General features: G+C 68.7%; 17 protein-coding genes and 1 riboswitch. Of the genes, 6 read left to right on the top strand and 11 right to left on the bottom strand.

Annotation, left to right across the window (positions count from 1 at the left end; all coding sequences use genetic code 11):
- The first annotated feature begins 94 nt into the window (after positions 1-94).
- Positions 95-838, top strand: a complete 744-nt coding sequence (locus ACH4TV_RS01515) for a rhomboid family intramembrane serine protease (protein WP_398393066.1) — start codon at positions 95-97, stop codon at positions 836-838.
- Positions 835-1,116, top strand: coding sequence for an Lrp/AsnC family transcriptional regulator (locus ACH4TV_RS01520; protein ID WP_398393068.1), 282 nt, complete (start codon positions 835-837; stop codon positions 1,114-1,116). The genes ACH4TV_RS01515 and ACH4TV_RS01520 overlap by 4 nt, the downstream gene beginning before the upstream one ends.
- Positions 1,117-1,308: 192 nt before the next feature.
- Here ACH4TV_RS01520 and ACH4TV_RS01525 read toward each other — a convergent pair whose 3' ends face one another.
- From ACH4TV_RS01525 to ACH4TV_RS01550, 6 genes are all read right to left on the bottom strand, one after another.
- A complete protein-coding gene (locus ACH4TV_RS01525) occupies positions 1,309-2,685 on the bottom strand; it encodes an aminotransferase class V-fold PLP-dependent enzyme (protein WP_398393070.1) in 1,377 nt (458 codons plus the stop codon).
- A gap of 171 nt (positions 2,686-2,856) precedes the next feature.
- A riboswitch (SAM riboswitch) is annotated at positions 2,857-2,974 on the bottom strand.
- Positions 2,975-3,051: 77 nt separating this feature from the next.
- Complete coding sequence (gene trpD / locus ACH4TV_RS01530) at positions 3,052-4,119, bottom strand: anthranilate phosphoribosyltransferase (protein WP_398393071.1); 1,068 nt, start codon at positions 4,117-4,119, stop codon at positions 3,052-3,054.
- A 142-nt stretch (positions 4,120-4,261) separates the two neighbouring features.
- The gene (locus ACH4TV_RS01535; RefSeq protein ID WP_398393073.1) at positions 4,262-5,902 is read right to left on the bottom strand and encodes a cytochrome bc complex cytochrome b subunit; all 1,641 of its coding nucleotides are present in this window, start codon (positions 5,900-5,902) and stop codon (positions 4,262-4,264) included.
- On the bottom strand, positions 5,899-6,972 hold the full coding sequence (locus ACH4TV_RS01540) for a Rieske 2Fe-2S domain-containing protein (protein ID WP_398393075.1): 1,074 nt from the start codon (positions 6,970-6,972) through the stop codon (positions 5,899-5,901). Before ACH4TV_RS01540 ends, ACH4TV_RS01535 begins: the two co-directional genes overlap by 4 nt.
- Entirely contained in the window at positions 6,969-7,781 is an 813-nt protein-coding gene (locus tag ACH4TV_RS01545; RefSeq protein ID WP_398393077.1) for a c-type cytochrome, read from the bottom strand. The genes ACH4TV_RS01540 and ACH4TV_RS01545 overlap by 4 nt, the downstream gene beginning before the upstream one ends.
- 83 nt (positions 7,782-7,864) lie before the next feature.
- Positions 7,865-8,485: a heme-copper oxidase subunit III gene (locus ACH4TV_RS01550; protein ID WP_189151079.1), complete on the bottom strand. Its 621-nt coding sequence runs from the start codon at positions 8,483-8,485 to the stop codon at positions 7,865-7,867.
- Between the two features lie 223 nt (positions 8,486-8,708).
- On the opposite strand from ACH4TV_RS01550, the gene ACH4TV_RS01555 reads away from it, so the two are divergent.
- Positions 8,709-9,110: a hypothetical protein gene (locus ACH4TV_RS01555; protein ID WP_398393079.1), complete on the top strand. Its 402-nt coding sequence runs from the start codon at positions 8,709-8,711 to the stop codon at positions 9,108-9,110.
- Between the two features lie 89 nt (positions 9,111-9,199).
- On the opposite strand, the gene ACH4TV_RS01560 is transcribed toward ACH4TV_RS01555, so the two are convergent.
- From ACH4TV_RS01560 to coxB, 4 genes are all read right to left on the bottom strand, one after another.
- Positions 9,200-10,462: an Ig-like domain-containing protein gene (locus ACH4TV_RS01560; protein WP_398393081.1), complete on the bottom strand. Its 1,263-nt coding sequence runs from the start codon at positions 10,460-10,462 to the stop codon at positions 9,200-9,202.
- A 130-nt stretch (positions 10,463-10,592) separates the two neighbouring features.
- Entirely contained in the window at positions 10,593-10,991 is a 399-nt protein-coding gene (locus ACH4TV_RS01565; protein ID WP_398393083.1) for a cytochrome c oxidase subunit 4, read from the bottom strand.
- Positions 10,988-12,724 (bottom strand): cytochrome c oxidase subunit I, encoded by a 1,737-nt coding sequence (ctaD, locus tag ACH4TV_RS01570; RefSeq protein WP_398393085.1) that lies wholly within the window; start codon positions 12,722-12,724, stop codon positions 10,988-10,990. The genes ACH4TV_RS01565 and ctaD overlap by 4 nt, the downstream gene beginning before the upstream one ends.
- Positions 12,721-13,713, bottom strand: coding sequence for a cytochrome c oxidase subunit II (gene coxB / locus ACH4TV_RS01575; protein WP_398393087.1), 993 nt, complete (start codon positions 13,711-13,713; stop codon positions 12,721-12,723). The genes ctaD and coxB overlap by 4 nt, the downstream gene beginning before the upstream one ends.
- 320 nt (positions 13,714-14,033) lie before the next feature.
- On the opposite strand from coxB, the gene ACH4TV_RS01580 reads away from it, so the two are divergent.
- A complete protein-coding gene (locus tag ACH4TV_RS01580; protein ID WP_398393089.1) occupies positions 14,034-15,419 on the top strand; it encodes a cysteine desulfurase/sulfurtransferase TusA family protein in 1,386 nt (461 codons plus the stop codon).
- A gap of 89 nt (positions 15,420-15,508) precedes the next feature.
- On the opposite strand, the gene ACH4TV_RS01585 is transcribed toward ACH4TV_RS01580, so the two are convergent.
- Positions 15,509-16,483 carry a carbohydrate kinase family protein gene (locus ACH4TV_RS01585; RefSeq protein ID WP_398393091.1) on the bottom strand — a complete coding sequence of 325 codons (975 nt, stop codon included), beginning with the start codon at positions 16,481-16,483 and terminating at the stop codon, positions 15,509-15,511.
- Between the two features lie 135 nt (positions 16,484-16,618).
- Between ACH4TV_RS01585 and ACH4TV_RS01590 the strand changes: the two genes are divergently transcribed.
- The gene (locus ACH4TV_RS01590) at positions 16,619-16,858 is read left to right on the top strand and encodes a hypothetical protein (RefSeq protein ID WP_398393093.1); all 240 of its coding nucleotides are present in this window, start codon (positions 16,619-16,621) and stop codon (positions 16,856-16,858) included.
- A 171-nt stretch (positions 16,859-17,029) separates the two neighbouring features.
- Positions 17,030-18,622, top strand: a complete 1,593-nt coding sequence (locus tag ACH4TV_RS01595) for a hypothetical protein (protein WP_398393095.1) — start codon at positions 17,030-17,032, stop codon at positions 18,620-18,622.
- Positions 18,623-18,688 lie beyond the last annotated feature (66 nt).

An 18,688-nucleotide genomic window follows, 5' to 3' on the forward strand; every position in this document is an offset into this window, starting at 1 on the left:
TAACCCTAAGGCCTGGCGGGTACCCACCGCCCGTCCACCCACAGCGGCGAGGCGCTCTGTGCTGTTCGGTCCCGTTACGTCATGCTCTGTATCCATGATCGGCGAGTTCGGAAAGTGGCGTACGGCGGTCCACAGATCGGTCCGCGCCCAGTCGGCGCCGGTGACATACGGCCTGATCGCCGTCTGCTGCCTGCTGTTCGTCATCGGCCCGGCCTCGGGCCTCAACCCCGGGTACGGCACCGGGGACGCCCTGCTCGCCGCCCAGCGCGCCTACTTCCGCCGCTGGGGCGTGGTCCCCGCCGACCTGTTCACCGGCGCCCCGCGAGCCGCGCTCACCCCGGCCACGGCCCTCTTCGTGCACGGCAGCTGGGTCCACCTGCTGGGCAACATGCTCTTCCTCTACGTCTTCGGCGCGATGACCGAGGAACGCCTCGGCCACCTGGAGTTCGCCCTTTTCTACCTGGGCTGCGGCTACCTCGCCCTGCTGGGGTACGCCGCCGCCTACGCCGGCTCGCAGCAGACGCTGGTGGGGGCGTCCGGTGCGATCTCGGCGATCCTGGGCGCGTTCCTGTACCTGTTCCCCGGCGCCCGCGTCACAAGCCTCTTCCCGTTCCTCTTCTTCCTCCCGCTGCGCTTCCCCGCCTGGCTGACCCTGCCGTTCTGGGCGGCGTTGCAGTGGGTGGCGGCCGGGAGGGCATCATCCGGCCCCGGGGTGGCGTATCTGGCCCACGTGATCGGCTTCGGCCTCGGCTTCGTCTACGCGTGGGTGCGACATCGGCGTACCACTAGAGTGAGGTCCGCCCCAGCGACGGCCACCGAGGGAGAGAACCAGCCGTGATCACCGCGATCGTGCTCATCAAGACCAGCGTGGACCGGATTCCGGAGATCGCGGAGTCGATCGCCGCCCTGGACAGCGTGAGCGAGGTCTTCTCCGTCACCGGCACGTACGACCTGATCGCGATGGTCCGCGCCAAGGCCCACGAGGACCTGGCGGAGATCATCCCCGGCAGCATCAGCAAGATCCCCGGCGTGGAGGCGACAGACACCCACGTGGCGTTCCGGACGTACTCCCAGCACGACCTGGAAGCAGCGTTCGCGATCGGCCTGGACAGCTGACGTTCCCGACCCGGGCCGGCGTGTGCGGACGAGCCGCTCAAGCTTCTTTCCCGCCCGCCCCGCCGCACCTTCAGCCCAGGCCCCGGCATCTCAGCCCGTCCGGCGTTTGAGGACAAGGCCCGTTCAGGGCCGACAGCGGGGGTCTGGGGGCGCAGCCCCCAGGGATGGGACGGGTAAGGGCGGCGGGGGCGATCAAACCGCCGGCACGCACCGCCCGTCCTCGGTCCGGTACTGCCACCGAGCGCCGTCCCGCACAAGCTCCTTCACCGCACCCACGAACCGCTCGACGTGCTCGTCGGGGGTGCCCGCCCCGAAGCTCACCCGGATGGCGTTGAGGGACTTCTCCCCAGGGGCGGCCTCGGGCGCACCGCACTCCCCCTGCGTCTGCGGATCCGTGCCCAGCAGCGTGCGCAGAAGCGGGTGGGCGCAGAACAGCCCGTCCCGCACCCCGATCCCGTACTCCGCGGAGAGCGCCGCCGCGAAGTGCGAGCTGTTCCACCCCTCGACGACGAACGAGATCACGCCGACGCGCGGAGCGTCGTCGCCGAACAGCGAGAGAACCCTGACCTCGGGCACCTCGGCCAGCCCCGCCCGCACGGTGTCGATCAGGTGCTGCTCCCGAGCCACCAGCGACTCGAAGCCGGCCTCCGTGAGGGCCTTGCAGGCCGCGGCGATCGAGTAGGCACCGATGACGTTCGGCGACCCTGCTTCGTGCCGGGCGGCACTGTCGTGCCACTCCACGTCCACGCCCCCGTCCGTGCGCCGCGTGACCTTGCGGCTGGCGCCGCCACCCGCGAGGTAGGGGTCGGCCGCGCGCAGCCAGTCGGCGCGGCCGGCGAGGACACCGGAGCCGAAGGGCGCGTACAGCTTGTGGCCGGAGAAGGCGACCCAGTCGACGTCCAGGTCCTGGACGGAGACCGGGTGGTGCGGGGCGAGCTGGGCGGCGTCCAGGACGATCCGGGCGCCGTGCGCGTGGGCGACGGCGGCCAGCTCCCGTACCGGCCACAGCTCACCGGTGACGTTCGAGGCACCGGTGACGCAGACGAGGGCCGGGCCCTGGCCCTCCTGAACGGATGCGGAACGGGCGGCGAGGGCCTCCTCCAGGGTGGCCACGGCCTGCTGCGGGGTGCGCGGGGCGTCGAGGTAGGTGACCTGCGCGTCCTGCCAGGGCAGCAGCGAGGCGTGGTGCTCGGTCTCGAAGACGAAGACCTGGCAGCCGGCGGGGAGCGCGGCGGCGAGCAGGTTCAGCGAGTCGGTGGTGGACCGGGTGAAGACCAGCTGGTCGTCGGCGCGGCAGTCCAGGAACTCCGTGACCGTCCTGCGGGCGTTCTCGAAGAGGTCCGTCGACAACTGGGAGAGGTAGCCGGCACCGCGGTGGACGCTGCCGTAGTAGGGCGCGTACGCCGCCACGTCATCCCAGACCCGCTGGAGCGCCGGTGCGCTGGCCGCGTAGTCGAGCGCCGCGTAGGTGACCTCGCCACCCGTGACGAGCGGCACGGTGACATCACGCCCCAGAACGGACAAGGGGGCACAAACAGCCTGGTCGGCGGCAACAGTGGAGACAGACATGGCGAACTCCCGTGAGAGACAAGAGGAATCACTGCGCGAGCGGACGCGAAGGACGCGGCTCAGCACAGGAAAAGGTGAAATGGGTGCGCGGAAGCGGGGCTCTACGCCCTATCGCATTCGCTTGCTCACGGAAGGCTCCCTCGAACGACCAGGACCCCTGGTGTCGAGAGGGGCCCGCGCTTGCCGTAAGCCTTGCTGCCTACGGCCTGGTCTTCATCCCGGGGCACCCCGCCACGGACGGAGGGTTGCCGGACAGTCGGCCGGGGCCTCATGACTGTCACTCATGACCTGGTACAGAACGTACGGGAAGTGATCGACGCCCCGCAACCCGTGTCCGGATCGCGGAACGCCCACCACAGGAAACCGCTACGCGTTGCTGGCCGCCGCCCACCGCTCCAGCGTCTTCTTCGCCGCCCCGGAGTCGACGGACTCCGCGGCCTTCTCCATGCCGGCGCCGATCTGCTCGGCCAGCGAACCCGGCCCCGGGTCCAGCGCCACCAGCGCCGCCGCCGAGTTGAGCAGCACGGCGTCCCGTACGGGCCCTGTCTCGCCGTCCAGCAGCCGCCGGGCGACCGCCGCGTTGTGCGAGGCGTCACCGCCGCGCAGCGCCTCCACGGGGACCAGCTCGATGCCGACGTCGCGCGGGTCGAAGGCCTCCTCCGTCACCTTGCCGTCCCGCACGACCCACACCCGGGACGTGGCGGTGACCGTCAGTTCGTCGAGGCCGTCGTCGCCCCGGAACACCAGGGAGGAGTTGCCGCGCTCGGCGAACACCCCGGCGACGATGGGCGCCATCCGGGGGTCGGCGACCCCGACCGCCTGCGCCTTGACCTTGGCCGGGTTGGTCAGCGGGCCCAGGATGTTGAAGACCGTCCGGATGCCCAACTGGCCGCGCGCGGCGCCCACATGGCGCATCGCCGGATGGAACTTGGCCGCGAAGCAGAAGGTGATCCCGGCCTCCTCCGCGACCTCGGCCACCCGCTTCGGCGTCAACTCCAGATTGACGCCGAGCTGCCCCAGCACGTCCGACGCCCCGGAGGCCGAGGAGGCCGCCCGGTTGCCGTGCTTGACGACCTTGGCACCGGTGCCGGCGATGACGATCGCCGACATGGTGGAGATGTTCACGGTGTTGGCGCCGTCGCCGCCGGTGCCGACGATGTCGACGGTCGGCCCCGGCACCTCGATCACGTTCGCGTGTTCGTACATCGCCTGGACGAACCCGGAGATCTCCTCGACGGTCTCGCCCTTGGCCCGCAGCGCCACCACGAACCCGGCGATCTGTGCGTCGGTCGCCTCGCCGCGCATGATCAGGTTCATCGCCCAGGCGGTGTCGGCCGCGCTCAGGTCATGGCCGTCGAGCAGGCCGTTCAGCACGCGGGGCCAGGAACGGACCGCCGCGGTGTCGCCTCCGGCGGGGTTCACAGCGCTGCTCATAAGCCGCTCCTGCATCAGTCCCGGCGAGACTCGCGGGACTCCTAGTGGGAATGGGAACACCCTATCCAGCCCGGGGGTACGGCGAAGGGCCCCGTCCGGTCTTCGGACGGGGCCCTTCTACCGCGCGTGGCGAGCGCAGGGATCAGTGGTGGCCGTGGCCGCTCGTGATCTCCTTGTACTCCTCGGCGGTGGGCTTGGCGATCTGGCTGTCCTCGCCGTAGTACGACTTGCTGAGCTTGGCCCGCAGCTTCTCCGGGCCCTTCACCTTGCGCTCGACACCGTTCTCGTCGACCGTCGCACCGATCGCGGCAGGCACGTACTGCTCGTGCGCCGTGAGGGTGTGCAGGGCCTCCTGGCTGAGCGGCTCGTGCACCTCGATGAACTCACCGTGCGGCAGGCGCTTGATGATGCCCGACTCGCGGCCGTGCAGCACCTTGTCCTTGTCGCGGCGCTGGAGGCCGAGACAGATCCGCTTGGTGACGACGAACGCGATGACCGGGGCGACGAAGAACGCGATCCGTACGAACCAGGTGATCGCGTTGATCGACAGGTGGAAGTGGGTGGCCCAGAGGTCGTTCCCACCACCGATCAGCAGCACCATGTACCAGGTGATCCACGCGACACCGAAGGCCGTACGCGTCGGCACGTTGCGCGGGCGGTCCAGGATGTGGTGCTCGCGCTTGTCGCCGGTGACCCAGGACTCGATGAACGGGTAGACCGCGATCGCGACCAGGACCAGCGGGAAGATGATCAGCGGGATGAACACACCCAGGACGAGCGTGTGACCCCAGGCGTTGATCTCCCAGCCCGGCATGACACGGATCAGACCCTCGGAGAAGCCCATGTACCAGTCGGGCTGGGCGCCGGTGGACACCTGGTCCGGGCGGTAGGGGCCCATCGTCCAGATCGGGTTGATCGAGGCGATGGCCGAGATGGCCGCGATGACACCGAAGACCAGGAAGAAGAAGCCTCCGGCCTTGGCCATGTAGACCGGCAGCAGCGGCATGCCGACGACGTTGTTGTTCGTCTTTCCGGGGCCCGCGAACTGCGTGTGCTTGTGGTAGAAGACCAGGATCAGGTGCGCCACCATCAGGCCGAGCATGATGCCCGGCAGCAGCAGTACGTGGACCGAGTAGAACCGGGCCACGAAGTCGCCGCCCGGGAACTCTCCGCCGAACAGGAAGAACGACAGGTACGTGCCCACGACCGGCACGGACAGGACCGCGCCCTCCATGAAGCGCACACCGGTGCCGGAGAGCAGGTCGTCCGGGAGCGAGTAGCCGGTGAACCCGGTGAACATGCCCAGGACGAACAGCAGGAATCCGAACACCCAGTTGACCTCACGCGGCTTACGGAAAGCGCCCGTGAAGAACACACGCATCATGTGCACGAACATGCCGGCGAGGAAGATCAGCGCCGCCCAGTGGTGGATCTGCCGGATCAGCAGACCACCGCGCACATCGAAGGAGATGTGCATGGTCGAGTTGAACGCCTCGGACATCAGCTGACCCTGCAGCGGGACGTAGCTGCCGTGGTACACCACCTCGTTCATCGACGGGTGGAAGAACAGCGTCAGATACACACCCGTGAGGATGATGATGATGAAGCTGTACATGCAGACTTCGCCGAGCATGAACGACCAGTGGTCGGGGAAGATCTTGCGCATGTTGGCCTTGGCCAGGGAGTAGATCCCCAGCCGGCCGTCGGCCCAGTCGGCGACACGCTCACCGGCGGGTGCCTTCTCGCGCGACGAACGCGCGTCTGTGTTTGCCGTAGTACTCATCCGCGCTCCCAGAAGGCAGGACCGACGGGCTCGGAGAAGTCGCCGAGCGCCTCAAGGTAGCCCTCGTCGTTCACGCCGATGCGCAGCTGCGGCAGGGCGTGACCGGCGGGGCCGAAGATCACCCGGGCGCCGTCGGAGAGGTCGAAGGTGGACTGGTGGCAGGGGCAGAGCACGTGGTGCGTCTGCTGCTCGTACAGGGAGATCGGGCAACCGACGTGGGTGCAGATCTTCGAGTACGCCACGATGCCCTCGTGGGACCACTCGAGTTCGCGCTTGTCCTTGATGTTGTCCGGCTGGATACGGACGATCATCAGGGCGGCCTTGGCGATCTCGGTCTGGAACTCGTGGTCCGCCTCCTCCAGGCCCTCGGGCTTGGCGAAGGTGAGCGAACCGACCACGACGTCCGAGGGACGCAGCGGCTCGTTCGTGTTCATGTTGACGAGCAGCAGGCCCTTGCGCCACATCGTGTGGCGGAGGCTGGTGCCCGGCAGCGGACCGAGGTCGCGCAGCAGCATGACGCCGGAGAGCGGGAACAGGGCCAGCGCACCGAACATCGTGTTGCGGATCAGCTTGCGCCGACCGAGCGCGGACTCCTTGGCACCCTGCTTGAAGTCGGCCAGAACCTGCGCCTTGACCTCGGGCGGGGCCGCGATCTCGTGCCGCTCGGCGATCATCTCCTCGTCGGACATCAGGGTGCGGGCCCAGTGGACCGCACCCGCGCCGATCGCGAAGAGCGCCACCCCGAGGCTCATGCCCAGCGCGAAGTTCAGCGCGTTGAGGTGCCCGAGCGGGAAGACGTAGACGGCCCTGTCGTGCGGGATCGCCACGTACGAGACGATGAAGGCGACGGTGGCCAGCATCGACAGCGTGAACATGAAGGCGACCGCACGCTCGGACCGCTTGGCGGCCTGCTCGTCGATGTCCTGGACGCGGTGCTCGTGGGGCGGCAGTCCCGGGTCCGCGAACGGGTGCTTCTCGTCCGCGACGTCCACGGCCCCGTGCGTGTGCTCGTGGTGAGCCGCACCCTGCGCAGCGGGCAGGTTCTCTTCTGGAATGTCTTGGCTACTCATGACTTCTTGGCCTTTGCGGTCCGAGCGGCGACCCAAACGGCGACCGCGATCAGCGCACCGAGGCCGAAGACCCAGCTGAACAGCCCCTCGCTGACCGGTCCGAGACCGCCCAGACCGAGGCCGCCGGGCTCTACGGTGTCCTCACTGTTGACCGCGTCGAGGTACGCGATGATGTCCTTCTTGTTCTTCTCCGACAGCGTCGTGTCGGGGAAGGACGGCATGTTCTGCGGGCCGGTCTGCATGGCCTCGTAGATGTGCTTCGGGTCGACACCCTCAAGGTCCGGGGCGAACTTGCCGTGCGTGAGCGCACCGCCCTTGCCGGTGAAGTTGTGGCACTGGGCGCAGTTGGTGCGGAAGAGCTCGCCACCCTTGGCGATGTCCGCACCGTCGGGGCCGTACTGCTCCTCGGTCGGCACGGACGGACCGGCGCCCAGCGACGCGATGAACGCCGCGAGCTGGTCGATCTCGGCCTGCGAGTAGATGTTCTTCTTCTTCGGGATCTGCGCGCCCTGGGAGGTCGCGGCCGGCATCCGGCCGGTCGCCACCTGGAAGTCGACGGCCGCGGCGCCCACGCCCACGAGGCTCGGACCGTCGGAGGTGCCCTGACCGCCGGTGCCGTGGCAGCTGGCGCAGCCCACGGAGTACAGCCGCTGCCCCTCCGTGATCGTGAGGGACTGGGCGGTTTCATCGGCCTCTGCCTTGCTCGCGGGTGCGAGTGTGGCGTACAGCCCCCCGACGGCCGCCAGCGCGATGAGTAGGACGACGACCGCCGCCAGCGGATGGCGTCGTCGTGCGGAGAGCTTTTTCACGGATTACCCCGGTGTCAGGATCTTCAGCGTCGAGTCTTCTGGAGGTATCGGGCGGACCCGATGTGAGGATCGGGCAGGCCCGGCTACTTGATCATGTAGATCGTGGCGAAGAGCCCGATCCAGACGACGTCGACGAAGTGCCAGTAGTAGGACACGACGATCGCGGCGGTCGCCTGCTCATGAGTGAACCTTCGCGCCGCGTACGTCCTGCCGAGGACGAACAGGAAGGCGATGAGACCGCCCGTCACGTGCAGCCCGTGGAAGCCGGTGGTCAGGTAGAACACCGAGCCGTACGGGTCGGACGAGAGCGAGAGGCCCTCGTGCTTGACCAGCTCGGTGTACTCGAAGACCTGACCGCCGATGAAGATCGCACCCATGACAAAGGTGACGATGAACCACATCCGGAGCTTCTTCACGTCACCGCGCTCGGCGGCGAACACGCCGAGCTGGCAGGTGAGGGATGAGAGCACCAGGATCGTGGTGTTCGCCGCGGAGAACGGGAAGTTCAGGCTTGACGCCATTTCCTTCCAGTGATCCGGACCGGTCACCGATCGCAGGGTGAAGTACATCGCGAAGAGGGCCGCGAAGAACATCAGCTCGGAACTCAGCCAGATGATGGTTCCGACGCTGGTGAGGTTCGGCCGGTTGACCGACGGGTGCGCGTGCCCGGTTTCTACTGTCGTTGCTGTCGCCACGACCGACATTATGTCGGTCGCTTATCCCGCCCTCACCCCGGGGGGTGCCGTTCGGAGTGTTGGTGGGGTGTGTCCAGCCCGTATGGCCCATCGGACGGCCGTCGAAACGGTGTTCCGGCCGTGATCCAGCCGGTGTTGACGAGGTGTTCAGACGGAGTGTCCGAGGGAGTAGCATCCGGCCCAACGGACCTGGTCCGTCTGTCCGTACGACGCTGATGTCTCGGAGGGCACAATGCAGCCGACCGCCACGGTGCTGGTCTACAGCGACGACTCCAACACCCGCGAGCAGGTGCGGTTGGCGACCGGGCGCAGGCCCGCTCCCGACGTTCCCATCGTCGAGTTCCTGGAGTGCGCCACTCCCGCCGCTGTCCTGAAGGAGCTGGACAAGGGCGGGATCGATGTCTGTGTCCTGGACGGCGAGGCCGTGCCCATGGGGGGCATGGGGATGTGCCGGCAGATCAAGGACGAGGTGTTCGAGTGTCCGCCGGTGCTGTTGCTGATCGGGCGGCCGCAGGACGCGTGGCTGGCGACGTGGAGTCGGGCGGACGGGGCGGTGACCTTGCCGGTGGATCCGGTGGAGTTCGCGTCGGCGTTGGCTTCTCTGTTGCGGTCGAAGAGGGCTTTGAGCGCCTAGCGGGGTTGGGGCTGCGGTTCGTCAGGCGGGTGCGGGTGCGCTGTGGCTTGTCGCGCAGTTCCCCGCGCCCCTATTGGCGCGCCCCTCGTTCACACGCTCTCCGGAGTCAGGCGCACCCGGTCGGCCGGGCTTGAGCCGTCCGGAGAAATAGTGGTGAGGGCGCTGCCGCCCTGCCACTTGGTCCAGTCCAGGTTCCAGTCGCCGAAGCCGTTGCCGAAGGTCTCCATGGTGTCGCCGTAGGAGTTGACGACCTTGACGACGTCGCCCTCGCGGACGTTGTCGAAGAACCACTCGGCGTTGCCGGTGCTCATTCCGGTGCAGCCGTGGCTGACGTTGGCGGAGCCCTGGGAGCCCACGGACCAGGGGGCGGCGTGCACGTACTCGCCGCTCCAGGTGACCCGGGTGGCGTAGTAGACGGGCAGGTCGTACGACTCGGCGCTGCCCTCGGCTATGCCGATGCTGGTGCCGCGCATCCGTACGAAGTACTCCTTGCCGAGGACGACCTTGACGCCGTTGCGGGTCTCGAAGCCGGCCTTGCCCGTGGTGACCGGGATGGTGTTGATCACCTTGTCGTTCTTGTAGACGGTCATCACGTGGGACGACGCGTCCGTGACGGCTATGACGCGGTCGCCCGTCGTGAACTTCAGGGGCTTGGCCGTGCCGCCCCAGAGGCGGTCGCCGACCTTGATGCCGGGCAGGTTGCTGCGCACCTGGATCGTGGCCCGGGTGGGCCAGTACTCCTTGGGGCGGTAGTGGAGTTCCTTGTCGTCCACCCAGTGCCACGCGCCCTCGACGGTGGGGGCCGAGTCCACCTTGAGGGCGCGCTCGACTATCGCGCGCTGTGCCTTTCCCCGTACGGGTTCGCTGAGTTCGGCCGTCACCGGCTGGCCCACGCCGTAGGTGCCCGTCTTCGGGCCGAAGGTGACGTTCAGGCGCTTCTTGGTGGTCGGCCTGCTGGTGTCGAAGGTGCGGGTCTCGCGGCCGGGGGCGCCGTCCTCGTCCTCCGTGCTCACCCGGACCGTGTAGTGGGCGCCTGCGGCCAGGGGTGAGGTGCTGTGCCAGCGGCTGCCGTCGGCGGAGAGTTCGCCGGCCACGTAGCGTCCGGCCGCGTCGACGGCCGTGACGTCCGTGATGCGGCCGTCCGAGTCCTCGGAGGTGACCTCCAGGGGCTTGTCCGGGTCGGCCTTCTTCCCGTCGCCGACAGAGCCGCTGAAGGAGATCTGCTCAGCGGCGTCGTACGGCTTCGCCGAGAGGGGGTGGCCGTCGGAGCCGCAGGCGGTGGCGGACGCGCCCAGGGCGGCCACCAGGAGGGTGCAGCTGACGACCGTGCGGTTACGCGGTGAGTGCCTCATGGCCTCACGCTATGAACGCGCGTCGTCCTCGGCGCGGCGGGTGATCCGTGCGAGGGAACGAAGGTGTGGCAAAAGAGGGAGCCCGGACCCTCCTGACGGAGTGTCCGGGCTCCTCTGCGCGCAGAGCGTGCTACTGGGTGCGGTTCTCACCGCGGTAGTACTCGAAGACCCAGCCCCACAGGCCCACCAGGAGCAGCGGAGCCGAGAAGTACGCCAGCCACCAGCCGATCGCGACGCTCAGGAACAGGAGCGCGCCGCCGATCGCCAGCGAGAGCGGCTGCCAGCTGTGCGGGCTGAAGAACCCGACCTCACCGGCCTCGTCCGCGATGTCGGCTTCCTTGTTGTCCTGCGCGAGCTGGTCGGTCCGCCGGGCCGTGAAGGCCAGGTAGTAGCCGACCATGATGCACAGGCCGAAGGCCAGGAAGAGCGCCGTGGTGCCCGCCGGCTCCTTCGACCACACGCCGTAGACGATCGCCATGGCGAGGACGAAGACGGCGAGCCAGATGAACATCTTGCCCTGGACCTTCACTTGCCCGCCTCCTTGCCGCCTGCGAGAGCCTTTTCGCCGTGCCCGGCGTTCTCCAGCTGGTCGAGCGCCGCGATCTCCGGGTGGTGCAGGTCGAACGCCGGGGATTCACTGCGAATACGCGGCAGGGTGAGGAAGTTGTGACGCGGGGGCGGGCAGGACGTGGCCCACTCCAGCGAGCGGCCGTAGCCCCACGGGTCGTCGACCTCGACCTTCTTGCCGTACTTCGCGGTCTTCCACACGTTGTAGAAGAACGGGAGCACGGACAGACCGAGCAGGAACGAACTGATCGTCGAGATCGTGTTCAGCGCGGTGAAGCCGTCGGCATCGAGATAGTCCGCGTACCGGCGCGGCATGCCCTCGGCGCCCAGCCAGTGCTGGACGAGGAAGGTGCCGTGGAAGCCGATGAACAGCGTCCAGAACGTGATCTTGCCGAGGCGCTCGTCGAGCATCTTGCCGGTCATCTTCGGCCACCAGAAGTGGAACCCGGAGAACATCGCGAAGACGACCGTGCCGAACACCACGTAGTGGAAGTGCGCCACCACGAAGTACGAGTCCGAGACATGGAAGTCCATCGGCGGCGACGCCAGGATGACACCGGTCAGACCACCGAAGGTGAAGGTGATCAGGAAGCCGGTGGCCCAGAGCATCGGGGTCTCGAAGGACAAGGACCCCTTCCACATCGTTCCGATCCAGTTGAAGAACTTCACGCCTGTTGGCACGGCGATCAGGAACGTCATGAAGGAGAAGAACGGCAGCAGCACACCGCCGGTGACGTACATGTGGTGCGCCCACACCGTCACGGAGAGGCCCGCGATGGCGATGGTCGCGCCGATCAGGCCCATGTAGCCGAACATCGGCTTGCGGGAGAAGACCGGGATGACCTCGGAGATGATGCCGAAGAACGGCAACGCGATGATGTACACCTCTGGATGCCCGAAGAACCAGAACAGGTGCTGCCACAACAGGGCACCACCGTTCGCGGCATCGAAGATGTGTGCGCCGAATTTCCGATCCGCCTCCAGCGCGAACAGCGCGGCGGCGAGGACAGGGAAGGCCAGCAGGACGAGGACCGCGGTCAGCAGCACGTTCCACACGAAGATCGGCATGCGGAACATGGTCATGCCGGGTGCGCGCATGCAGATGATGGTGGTGATGAAGTTGACCGCGCCGAGGATGGTGCCGAAGCCGGAGAAGGCCAGGCCCATGATCCACAGGTCCGCGCCGATGCCCGGCGAGCGGACCGCGTCGGAGAGCGGGGAGTAGGCGAACCAGCCGAAGTCGGCCGCACCCGAGGGGGTGAGGAAGCCGCCGACGGCGATCAGCGAGCCGAACAGGTACAGCCAGTAGGCGAACATGTTCAGCCGCGGGAACGCGACGTCGGGGGCGCCGATCTGCAGCGGCATGATCCAGTTGGTGAAACCGGCGAACAGCGGCGTCGCGAACATCAGCAGCATGATCGTGCCGTGCATCGTGAACGCCTGGTTGAACTGCTCGTTCGACATGATCTGCAGACCCGGCCGGGCCAGCTCGGCGCGCATGAACAGCGCCATCACGCCACCGATGCAGAAGAACGCGAACGACGTCACCAGATACAGCGTGCCGATCGTCTTGTGGTCGGTGGTGGTGAGCCACTTGATGACCACGTTGCCGGGCTGCTTGCGCCGTACCGGCAGCTCGTTCTCGTACGAGTCCTCAGCTGCGGCGGCACCCTGGGGTTCGTTGAGGATGCTCACAGGTTTGTCGTCTCCCGGTTCTTCTCGTGGCTCGTCTGCGCGATGCCGGCGGGAATGTAACCGGTCTGCCCCTTCTTCGCGAGGTCCTTGAGGTGCTGCTCGTAGCGCTCGGGGGAGACGACCTTCACGTTGAACAGCATCCTGGAGTGGTCGACGCCGCAAAGCTCCGCACACTTGCCCAGGAAGGTGCCCTCCTTGTTGGGGGTCACCTGGAAGGCGTTGGTGTGGCCCGGGATGACGTCCTGCTTCATCAGGAACGGCACCACCCAGAAGGAGTGGATGACGTCACGCGAGGTGAGGACGAAGCGGACCGTCTTGCCCTTGGGGAGCCAGAGGGTCGGACCGGGGTTGCCGGTCTGCGGGTTCTTCACACCGGGCGTGCCGACGTCGTAGACGCCGCCGGCGGCCGCCGGGAAGTCCTTCTTGAACCGGTCCGGAATGGCGGCCAGGTTCTCGTCGGTGTTCGCGTTGCCGGTGGAACCCTCGACGTTCTCGATGTAGTTGAAGCCCCAGCTCCACTGGAAGCCCACGACGTTGACCGTCAGATCTGGCTTCTTGGAGACGTCGAGGAGCTTCGACTCGTCACGTGCCGTGAAGTAGAAGAGCACCGAGACGATGATGAGCGGGACCACGGTGTACAGCGCCTCGATGGGCATGTTGTACCGGGTCTGCGGAGGTACTTCGACCTTGGTGCGGCTGCGCCGGTGGAACATGGCGCTCCACAGGATCAGGCCCCAGACCAGCACGCCGGTGGCGAGCGCGGCTGCCCAGGATCCCTGCCACAGGGAGAGGATCCGCGGAGCCTCTTCCGTGGTCGGGGTGGGCATACCAAGGCGGGGGAAGTCCTTGTATGTGCAACCGGTCGCGGTCACAAGGACCAGGCCCGCAGTCATCGCCTGCAGCAGCTTCCGCCGCATCGGGCGCCGCGGCGTGGGGGTACCGCCCGCGCCCCCCAGGGCGTGGGGGAGGTCGGAGCCGTTGGGACTCACGTAGCGCCTTCCCGAGAGTCTCGCCCGCGCGGATTGGCTGCGGCCTGCCTTCTCGGGGTCGGTCGCCGCCCTGCGTCGGGCAGGGGTTTGGATGTTTATGCGGACCAAACCCTACTGGACGCTTTTTGGGGTCGCGCGGGGAGGGTCCCCAACGCGCCGTGGGTCACTCCGAAGGGGTGGGATGGGCGGGGTTGGGGGCGTTCTGACGAGGGGTCGGGGGCGCCTGAGGGGGTGGGGGTTCGGGTTGTACGGCGGGTGCGGGTGCGTTGTGGTTGATCGCGCAGTTCCCCGCGCCCCTTCAGGGCGCTTAGCGTTGCCGTGTGTCCTACTTTGATGCGGCCTCCTCAGCTCCCCTTCATCCCGTTGCCCGGCAGGCGCTGCAAGCCTCGCTCGACGAAGGGTGGGCTGATCCCGCGCGTTTGTACAGGGAAGGGCGGCGGGCCCGGATGTTGCTGGACGCCGCCCGGGAAGCGGCGGCCGACGCCGTTGGGTGCCGGGCCGATGAGCTGACGTTCACGTCGTCGGGCACGCGGGCCGTGCACACCGGTATGGCGGGCGCTCTCGCCGGGCGGCGTCGGGTCGGGCGCCACCTGATCGTGTCAGCGGTCGAACACTCGTCGGTGCTCCATTCGGCGGAGGCGTGGGAGGCGGCGGGTGGCGCGGTGACGACGGTCGCCGTCGACCGCGCCGGTGGCGTGGCCGTCGAGGCGTACGAGGCCGCCGTACGCCCGGACACGGCGCTGGCCTGTCTCCAGTCGGCCAACCACGAGGTGGGGACCGAGCAGCCGGTGGCGGAGGTGGCACAGGTGTGCCAGGCGGCGGGTGTGCCGCTGCTGGTGGACGCGGCGCAGTCGCTGGGGTGGGGGGCGGTCGCGGGACCCTGGTCGCTGTTGACCGCGAGCGCCCACAAATGGGGTGGGCCTTCCGGGGTCGGGCTGCTGGTCGTCCGCAAGGGGGTGCGGTTCGCCGCTCAAGGGCCCGTCGACGAGCGGGAGTCGGGGCGGGCCGCCGGGTTCGAGAACATCCCGGCGATCGTCGCGGCGGCGGCCTCGCTGCGCGCGGTACGGGCCGAGGCAGCCCAGGAGGCCGTACGGCTGCGGGAGTTGACGGAGCGGATCCGGGCGCGGGTGCCGCAGCTGGTCCCGGATGTGGATGTGGTCGGCGATCCGGTACGCCGGCTGCCCGGCATCGTCACCTTCTCGTGTCTCTATGTCGACGGGGAGACACTGCTGCACGAGCTGGATCGGGAGGGTTTCTCCGTCTCGTCCGGGTCGTCCTGTACGAGCAGCACGCTGACGCCCAGCCATGTGCTGAGGGCGATGGGGGTGCTGAGTGAGGGCAACGTGAGGGTGTCGTTGCCGCCGGGCACCGCGGAGGAGGACGTCGAACGGTTCCTGTCGGTGCTGCCGGACGCGGTGGCGGCCGTACGGGAGAAGCTGGGCGCGCCGGTTCCGGTGACGGTCGCCGCCGTGGGCGAGGGGGACGCGCTCGTCGTGGACGCCCTCGGCAAGCGGTGCCCGATCCCGGTGATCGAGCTGGCGAAGGTGATCGGCGATGTCCCGGTGGGCGCCACGGTCCGGGTCCTCTCGGACGACGAGGCGGCGCGGCTGGACATCCCGGCGTGGTGCGAGATGCGGGACCAGGAGTACGTGGGCGAGGAACCGGCGGAAAAGGGAACGGCATATCTGATCCGCCGGGTGAGCTGAACGCGCCCCAGAGGGGCGCGGGGCTGTGTCAATGTGCGGCTACCGCCGCGTGTGCGCGACCAGCCCCCACGCGCCCGCAGACGACAAAATCAGCCCAGGTGCTGCTGAACCTCGGTCGCCGCGTCGTCCCCGTACGCCTTGCGGAAGCGGTCCATGAAGTGGGCGCGCTGGAGGCGGTACTCCTGGGTGCCGACCGTCTCGATGACGAGGGTGGCGAGCATGCAGCCGACCTGCGCCGCCCGCTCCAGCGACACCCCCCACGCCAGTCCCGACAGGAACCCCGCGCGGAACGCGTCGCCGACGCCCGTCGGCTCGACCTTGGCCTCCTCCTCCGGGCAGCCGACCTCGATCGGGTCCTCGCCGACGCGCTCGATGCGCACGCCCCGCGAGCCGAGGGTGGTCACCCGGGTGCCGACCTTGGCGAGGATCTCGGCGTCGGACCAGCCGGTCTTCGACTCGATGAGGCCCTTCTCGTACTCGTTCGAGAAGAGGTACGCGGCGCCCTCCAGCAGGACCTTGATGTCGTCGCCGCCCATGCGGGCGATCTGCTGGGAGAAGTCGGCGGCGAAGGGGATGGACCGCGTGCGGCACTCCTCCGTGTGGCGGAGCATCGCCTCCGGGTCGTCCGCGCCGATCAGGACCAGGTCGAGGCCGTCCACCCGGTCGGCGACGGTCTTCAGCTCGATGAGCCGGGCCTCGCTCATGGCACCGGTGTAGAAGGAGCCGATCTGGTTGTGGTCGGCGTCGGTGGTGCACACGAAACGGGCGGTGTGCAGCGTCTCGGAGATGCGCACCGAGTCGGTGTCCACGCCGTGCCGGTCCAGCCAGGCGCGGTACTCGTCGAAGTCGGAGCCGGCGGCGCCGACGAGGATCGGCTTGGTGCCGAGCTGGCCCATGCCGAAGGCGATGTTCGCGCCCACGCCACCCCGGCGGACGTCGAGGTTGTCGACCAGGAAGGAGAGCGAGACCGTGTGCAGCTGATCCGCTACGAGCTGGTCGGCGAAACGGCCGGGAAAGGTCATCAGGTGGTCGGTGGCGATGGAGCCGGTGACTGCGATACGCACGACGGAGACACTCTCCTGCAGGGGTGGCGGGATTGACAGTTCACGCTACCCGGTCGGCCCGTGCTCGCTGTAGCAGGCAAAACTACCCGATAGTAGATCTTTCTCGGACGGGTATCCGGTGCATACGGTTCCGGTATGACGAACTTCAAGGTCCACCAGGTCCCACAGGTCCACTCGGAGGGCCGGGGCGCGGCCTCGCACGACCTCGAAGGGGATCTGGCCTCCCTGCGCGGCGACTGCGCCCGGATGGCACCGCACTGGGCGGCCCCGGACCGGATCATCACCCTGCCCGTCTCCCCGTCCCGAATCCACGGAGTGACCGTCTCGCCCGCCTCGGCCCGGCTGGTGGACGCGATGCCCTACTACGGCGACTGACGGCACCCCGGCCCGGCGACCAGCGCTCGACGGGAACCGTGCGCTCCCCCGTTGCGTCCCATCGCTGTCCCCCGTAAAGAGGATGCGGTGTACGACCCCTCGGTGTCTGTCCGTGACAGGGCCGGGGCGGTCGCGGCAGCCGGGACAGCTGGGAGCCGAAGGAGCGATGCGGTGAACACCGAGCGACCCGATCACGACGACGCCGACGACAAGGCCCCCGAGGCCGACGTCGACGCCACCACCGAGGGTGCACAAGGTGCCGAGGAGAGCGGCGCGGGGCGCCCGTCCCGGCGCCGGTCCCCGGTGCTCGTCGCCTCGGTCGCGGCCGCGGTCCTGCTCGTCGGGGGCGGCGGGGCGTATCTCGCCACCAGCGTGACCGGCGGCTCGGGCGACGACGACCGTACGGACACGTCCGCGCCGGGCGGCGACAACACCACTCCCCCGCCGCTGGCCCTCGACGGCTACACCGAGGGCGATGGCGGCGGTAACAGCGGCATCGCGCCGGGTGAGCCCGACCCGAACGGCGTGATCTACCGCGCCGACGGTGAGCTGCCCGCGGGGCCCGCCTCCGCGCCGGTGTACTCGACGGCGAAGGACGAGACGACGGCCGCCGAGGTGACCCGGCTGGCCGAGGCCCTCGGCGTCGAGGGGAAGCCGGTGGCGGAGGCCGACGGCTGGCTGGTCGGCGCGGCGAAGGACGGGACGGGTCCGACCCTGCGGGTGAACAAGCAGGCGCCCGGGACCTGGACCTTCAGCCGGTACGTCGGCGGCGGCTCCGACAACTGCAAGAGCACCACCGAGTGCCCGCAGCCCGCGTCCCCCGACATCGCCGTCGAACCGGTGAGCGAGGCGGCGGCGAAGAAGGCGGCGGCGCCGGTCCTGAAGGCGGTCGGCCAGGACGACGCGAAGCTCGACGCGAGCCAGCTCATGGGCGACCAGCGGGTGGTGAACGCCAACCCGCTGGTCGGCGGGCTGCCCACGTACGGCTGGACGACCGGCATCCAGGTCAGCGCGCAGGGCGAAGTCGTGGGCGGCAGCGGCCAGTTGGCGACGCCGGTGAAGAGCGACACGTATCCGGTGCTCGGCGCGCAGAAGACGCTCGATCTGCTCAACTCGCCGGGAGCCGTGGCGACTCCCGGGCCCCGCGCGGGCATCGGGGGCTGCGCGACCCCCGCACCGCTGAAGGATCGTCTGGAGGCGCCCTGTGGCGCGACGGCGCCGGAGCGGGAGTCGCTCGGCGTCGAGAAGGCGGTGTTCGGACTGGCCTCGCACTCCGTGTCCGGGCAGCCGGCGCTGGTGCCGTCGTGGCTGTTCGAGGTACGGCCCCAGGGTGCCGCCGAGGGCTTCACGGTGACGTATCCCGCGGTCGACCCCCGGTATCTGGCCGGGGCGGCGACGAGCGCGGAGCCGTCCCCGACGCCCACGCCGACCGCGCCGGGCGACGAGCCGACGTCCGGGACGACGACGCATGACGAGAAGATCGAGGGTTACACGGTCTCCGGCGACGGCAAGGAGCTGACCCTGGGCTTCTGGGGCGGGGTGTGCAGCACGTACTCGGCCTCGGTGAGCGAGGACGGGGCGGACGGCGCGAACGAGGACCAGGTGAAGGTGGCGGTGACCTCGTCGTCCGAGAAGGGCAAGGTCTGCATCCTGATCGCCAAGGCGATGTACGAGACCGTGCAGCTGGACGAGCCGCTGGGTGACCGGAAGGTCGTGGGGGCGGACGGAAAGTCGATCCCCGAGGGCGACTTCGCCAAGAAGTAACCCGCCCGGTACGCGTGAAGGCGGCGCCCCGTCGGAGGGGGCGCCGCCTTCACACGTACGACGTAG

Origin of the sequence: Streptomyces sp. NPDC020898 (assembly GCF_044333925.1) — a bacterium.
Classification (GTDB): Bacteria; Actinomycetota; Actinomycetes; order Streptomycetales; family Streptomycetaceae; genus Streptomyces.

What these genes read in the sequence shown, in the direction of transcription:
- ACH4TV_RS01515 (WP_398393066.1), top strand. Translation starts at nt 95, where the DNA reads ATGATCGGCGAGTTCGGAAAGTGGCGTACGGCGGTCCACAGATCGGTC.
- ACH4TV_RS01525 (WP_398393070.1), bottom strand. Translation starts at nt 2,685, where the DNA reads ATGTCTGTCTCCACTGTTGCCGCCGACCAGGCTGTTTGTGCCCCCTTG.
- trpD (WP_398393071.1), bottom strand. Translation starts at nt 4,119, where the DNA reads ATGAGCAGCGCTGTGAACCCCGCCGGAGGCGACACCGCGGCGGTCCGT.
- ACH4TV_RS01535 (WP_398393073.1), bottom strand. Translation starts at nt 5,902, where the DNA reads ATGAGTACTACGGCAAACACAGACGCGCGTTCGTCGCGCGAGAAGGCA.
- ACH4TV_RS01540 (WP_398393075.1), bottom strand. Translation starts at nt 6,972, where the DNA reads ATGAGTAGCCAAGACATTCCAGAAGAGAACCTGCCCGCTGCGCAGGGT.
- ACH4TV_RS01550 (WP_189151079.1), bottom strand. Translation starts at nt 8,485, where the DNA reads ATGTCGGTCGTGGCGACAGCAACGACAGTAGAAACCGGGCACGCGCAC.
- ACH4TV_RS01555 (WP_398393079.1), top strand. Translation starts at nt 8,709, where the DNA reads ATGCAGCCGACCGCCACGGTGCTGGTCTACAGCGACGACTCCAACACC.
- ACH4TV_RS01560 (WP_398393081.1), bottom strand. Translation starts at nt 10,462, where the DNA reads ATGAGGCACTCACCGCGTAACCGCACGGTCGTCAGCTGCACCCTCCTG.
- ACH4TV_RS01590 (WP_398393093.1), top strand. Translation starts at nt 16,619, where the DNA reads ATGACGAACTTCAAGGTCCACCAGGTCCCACAGGTCCACTCGGAGGGC.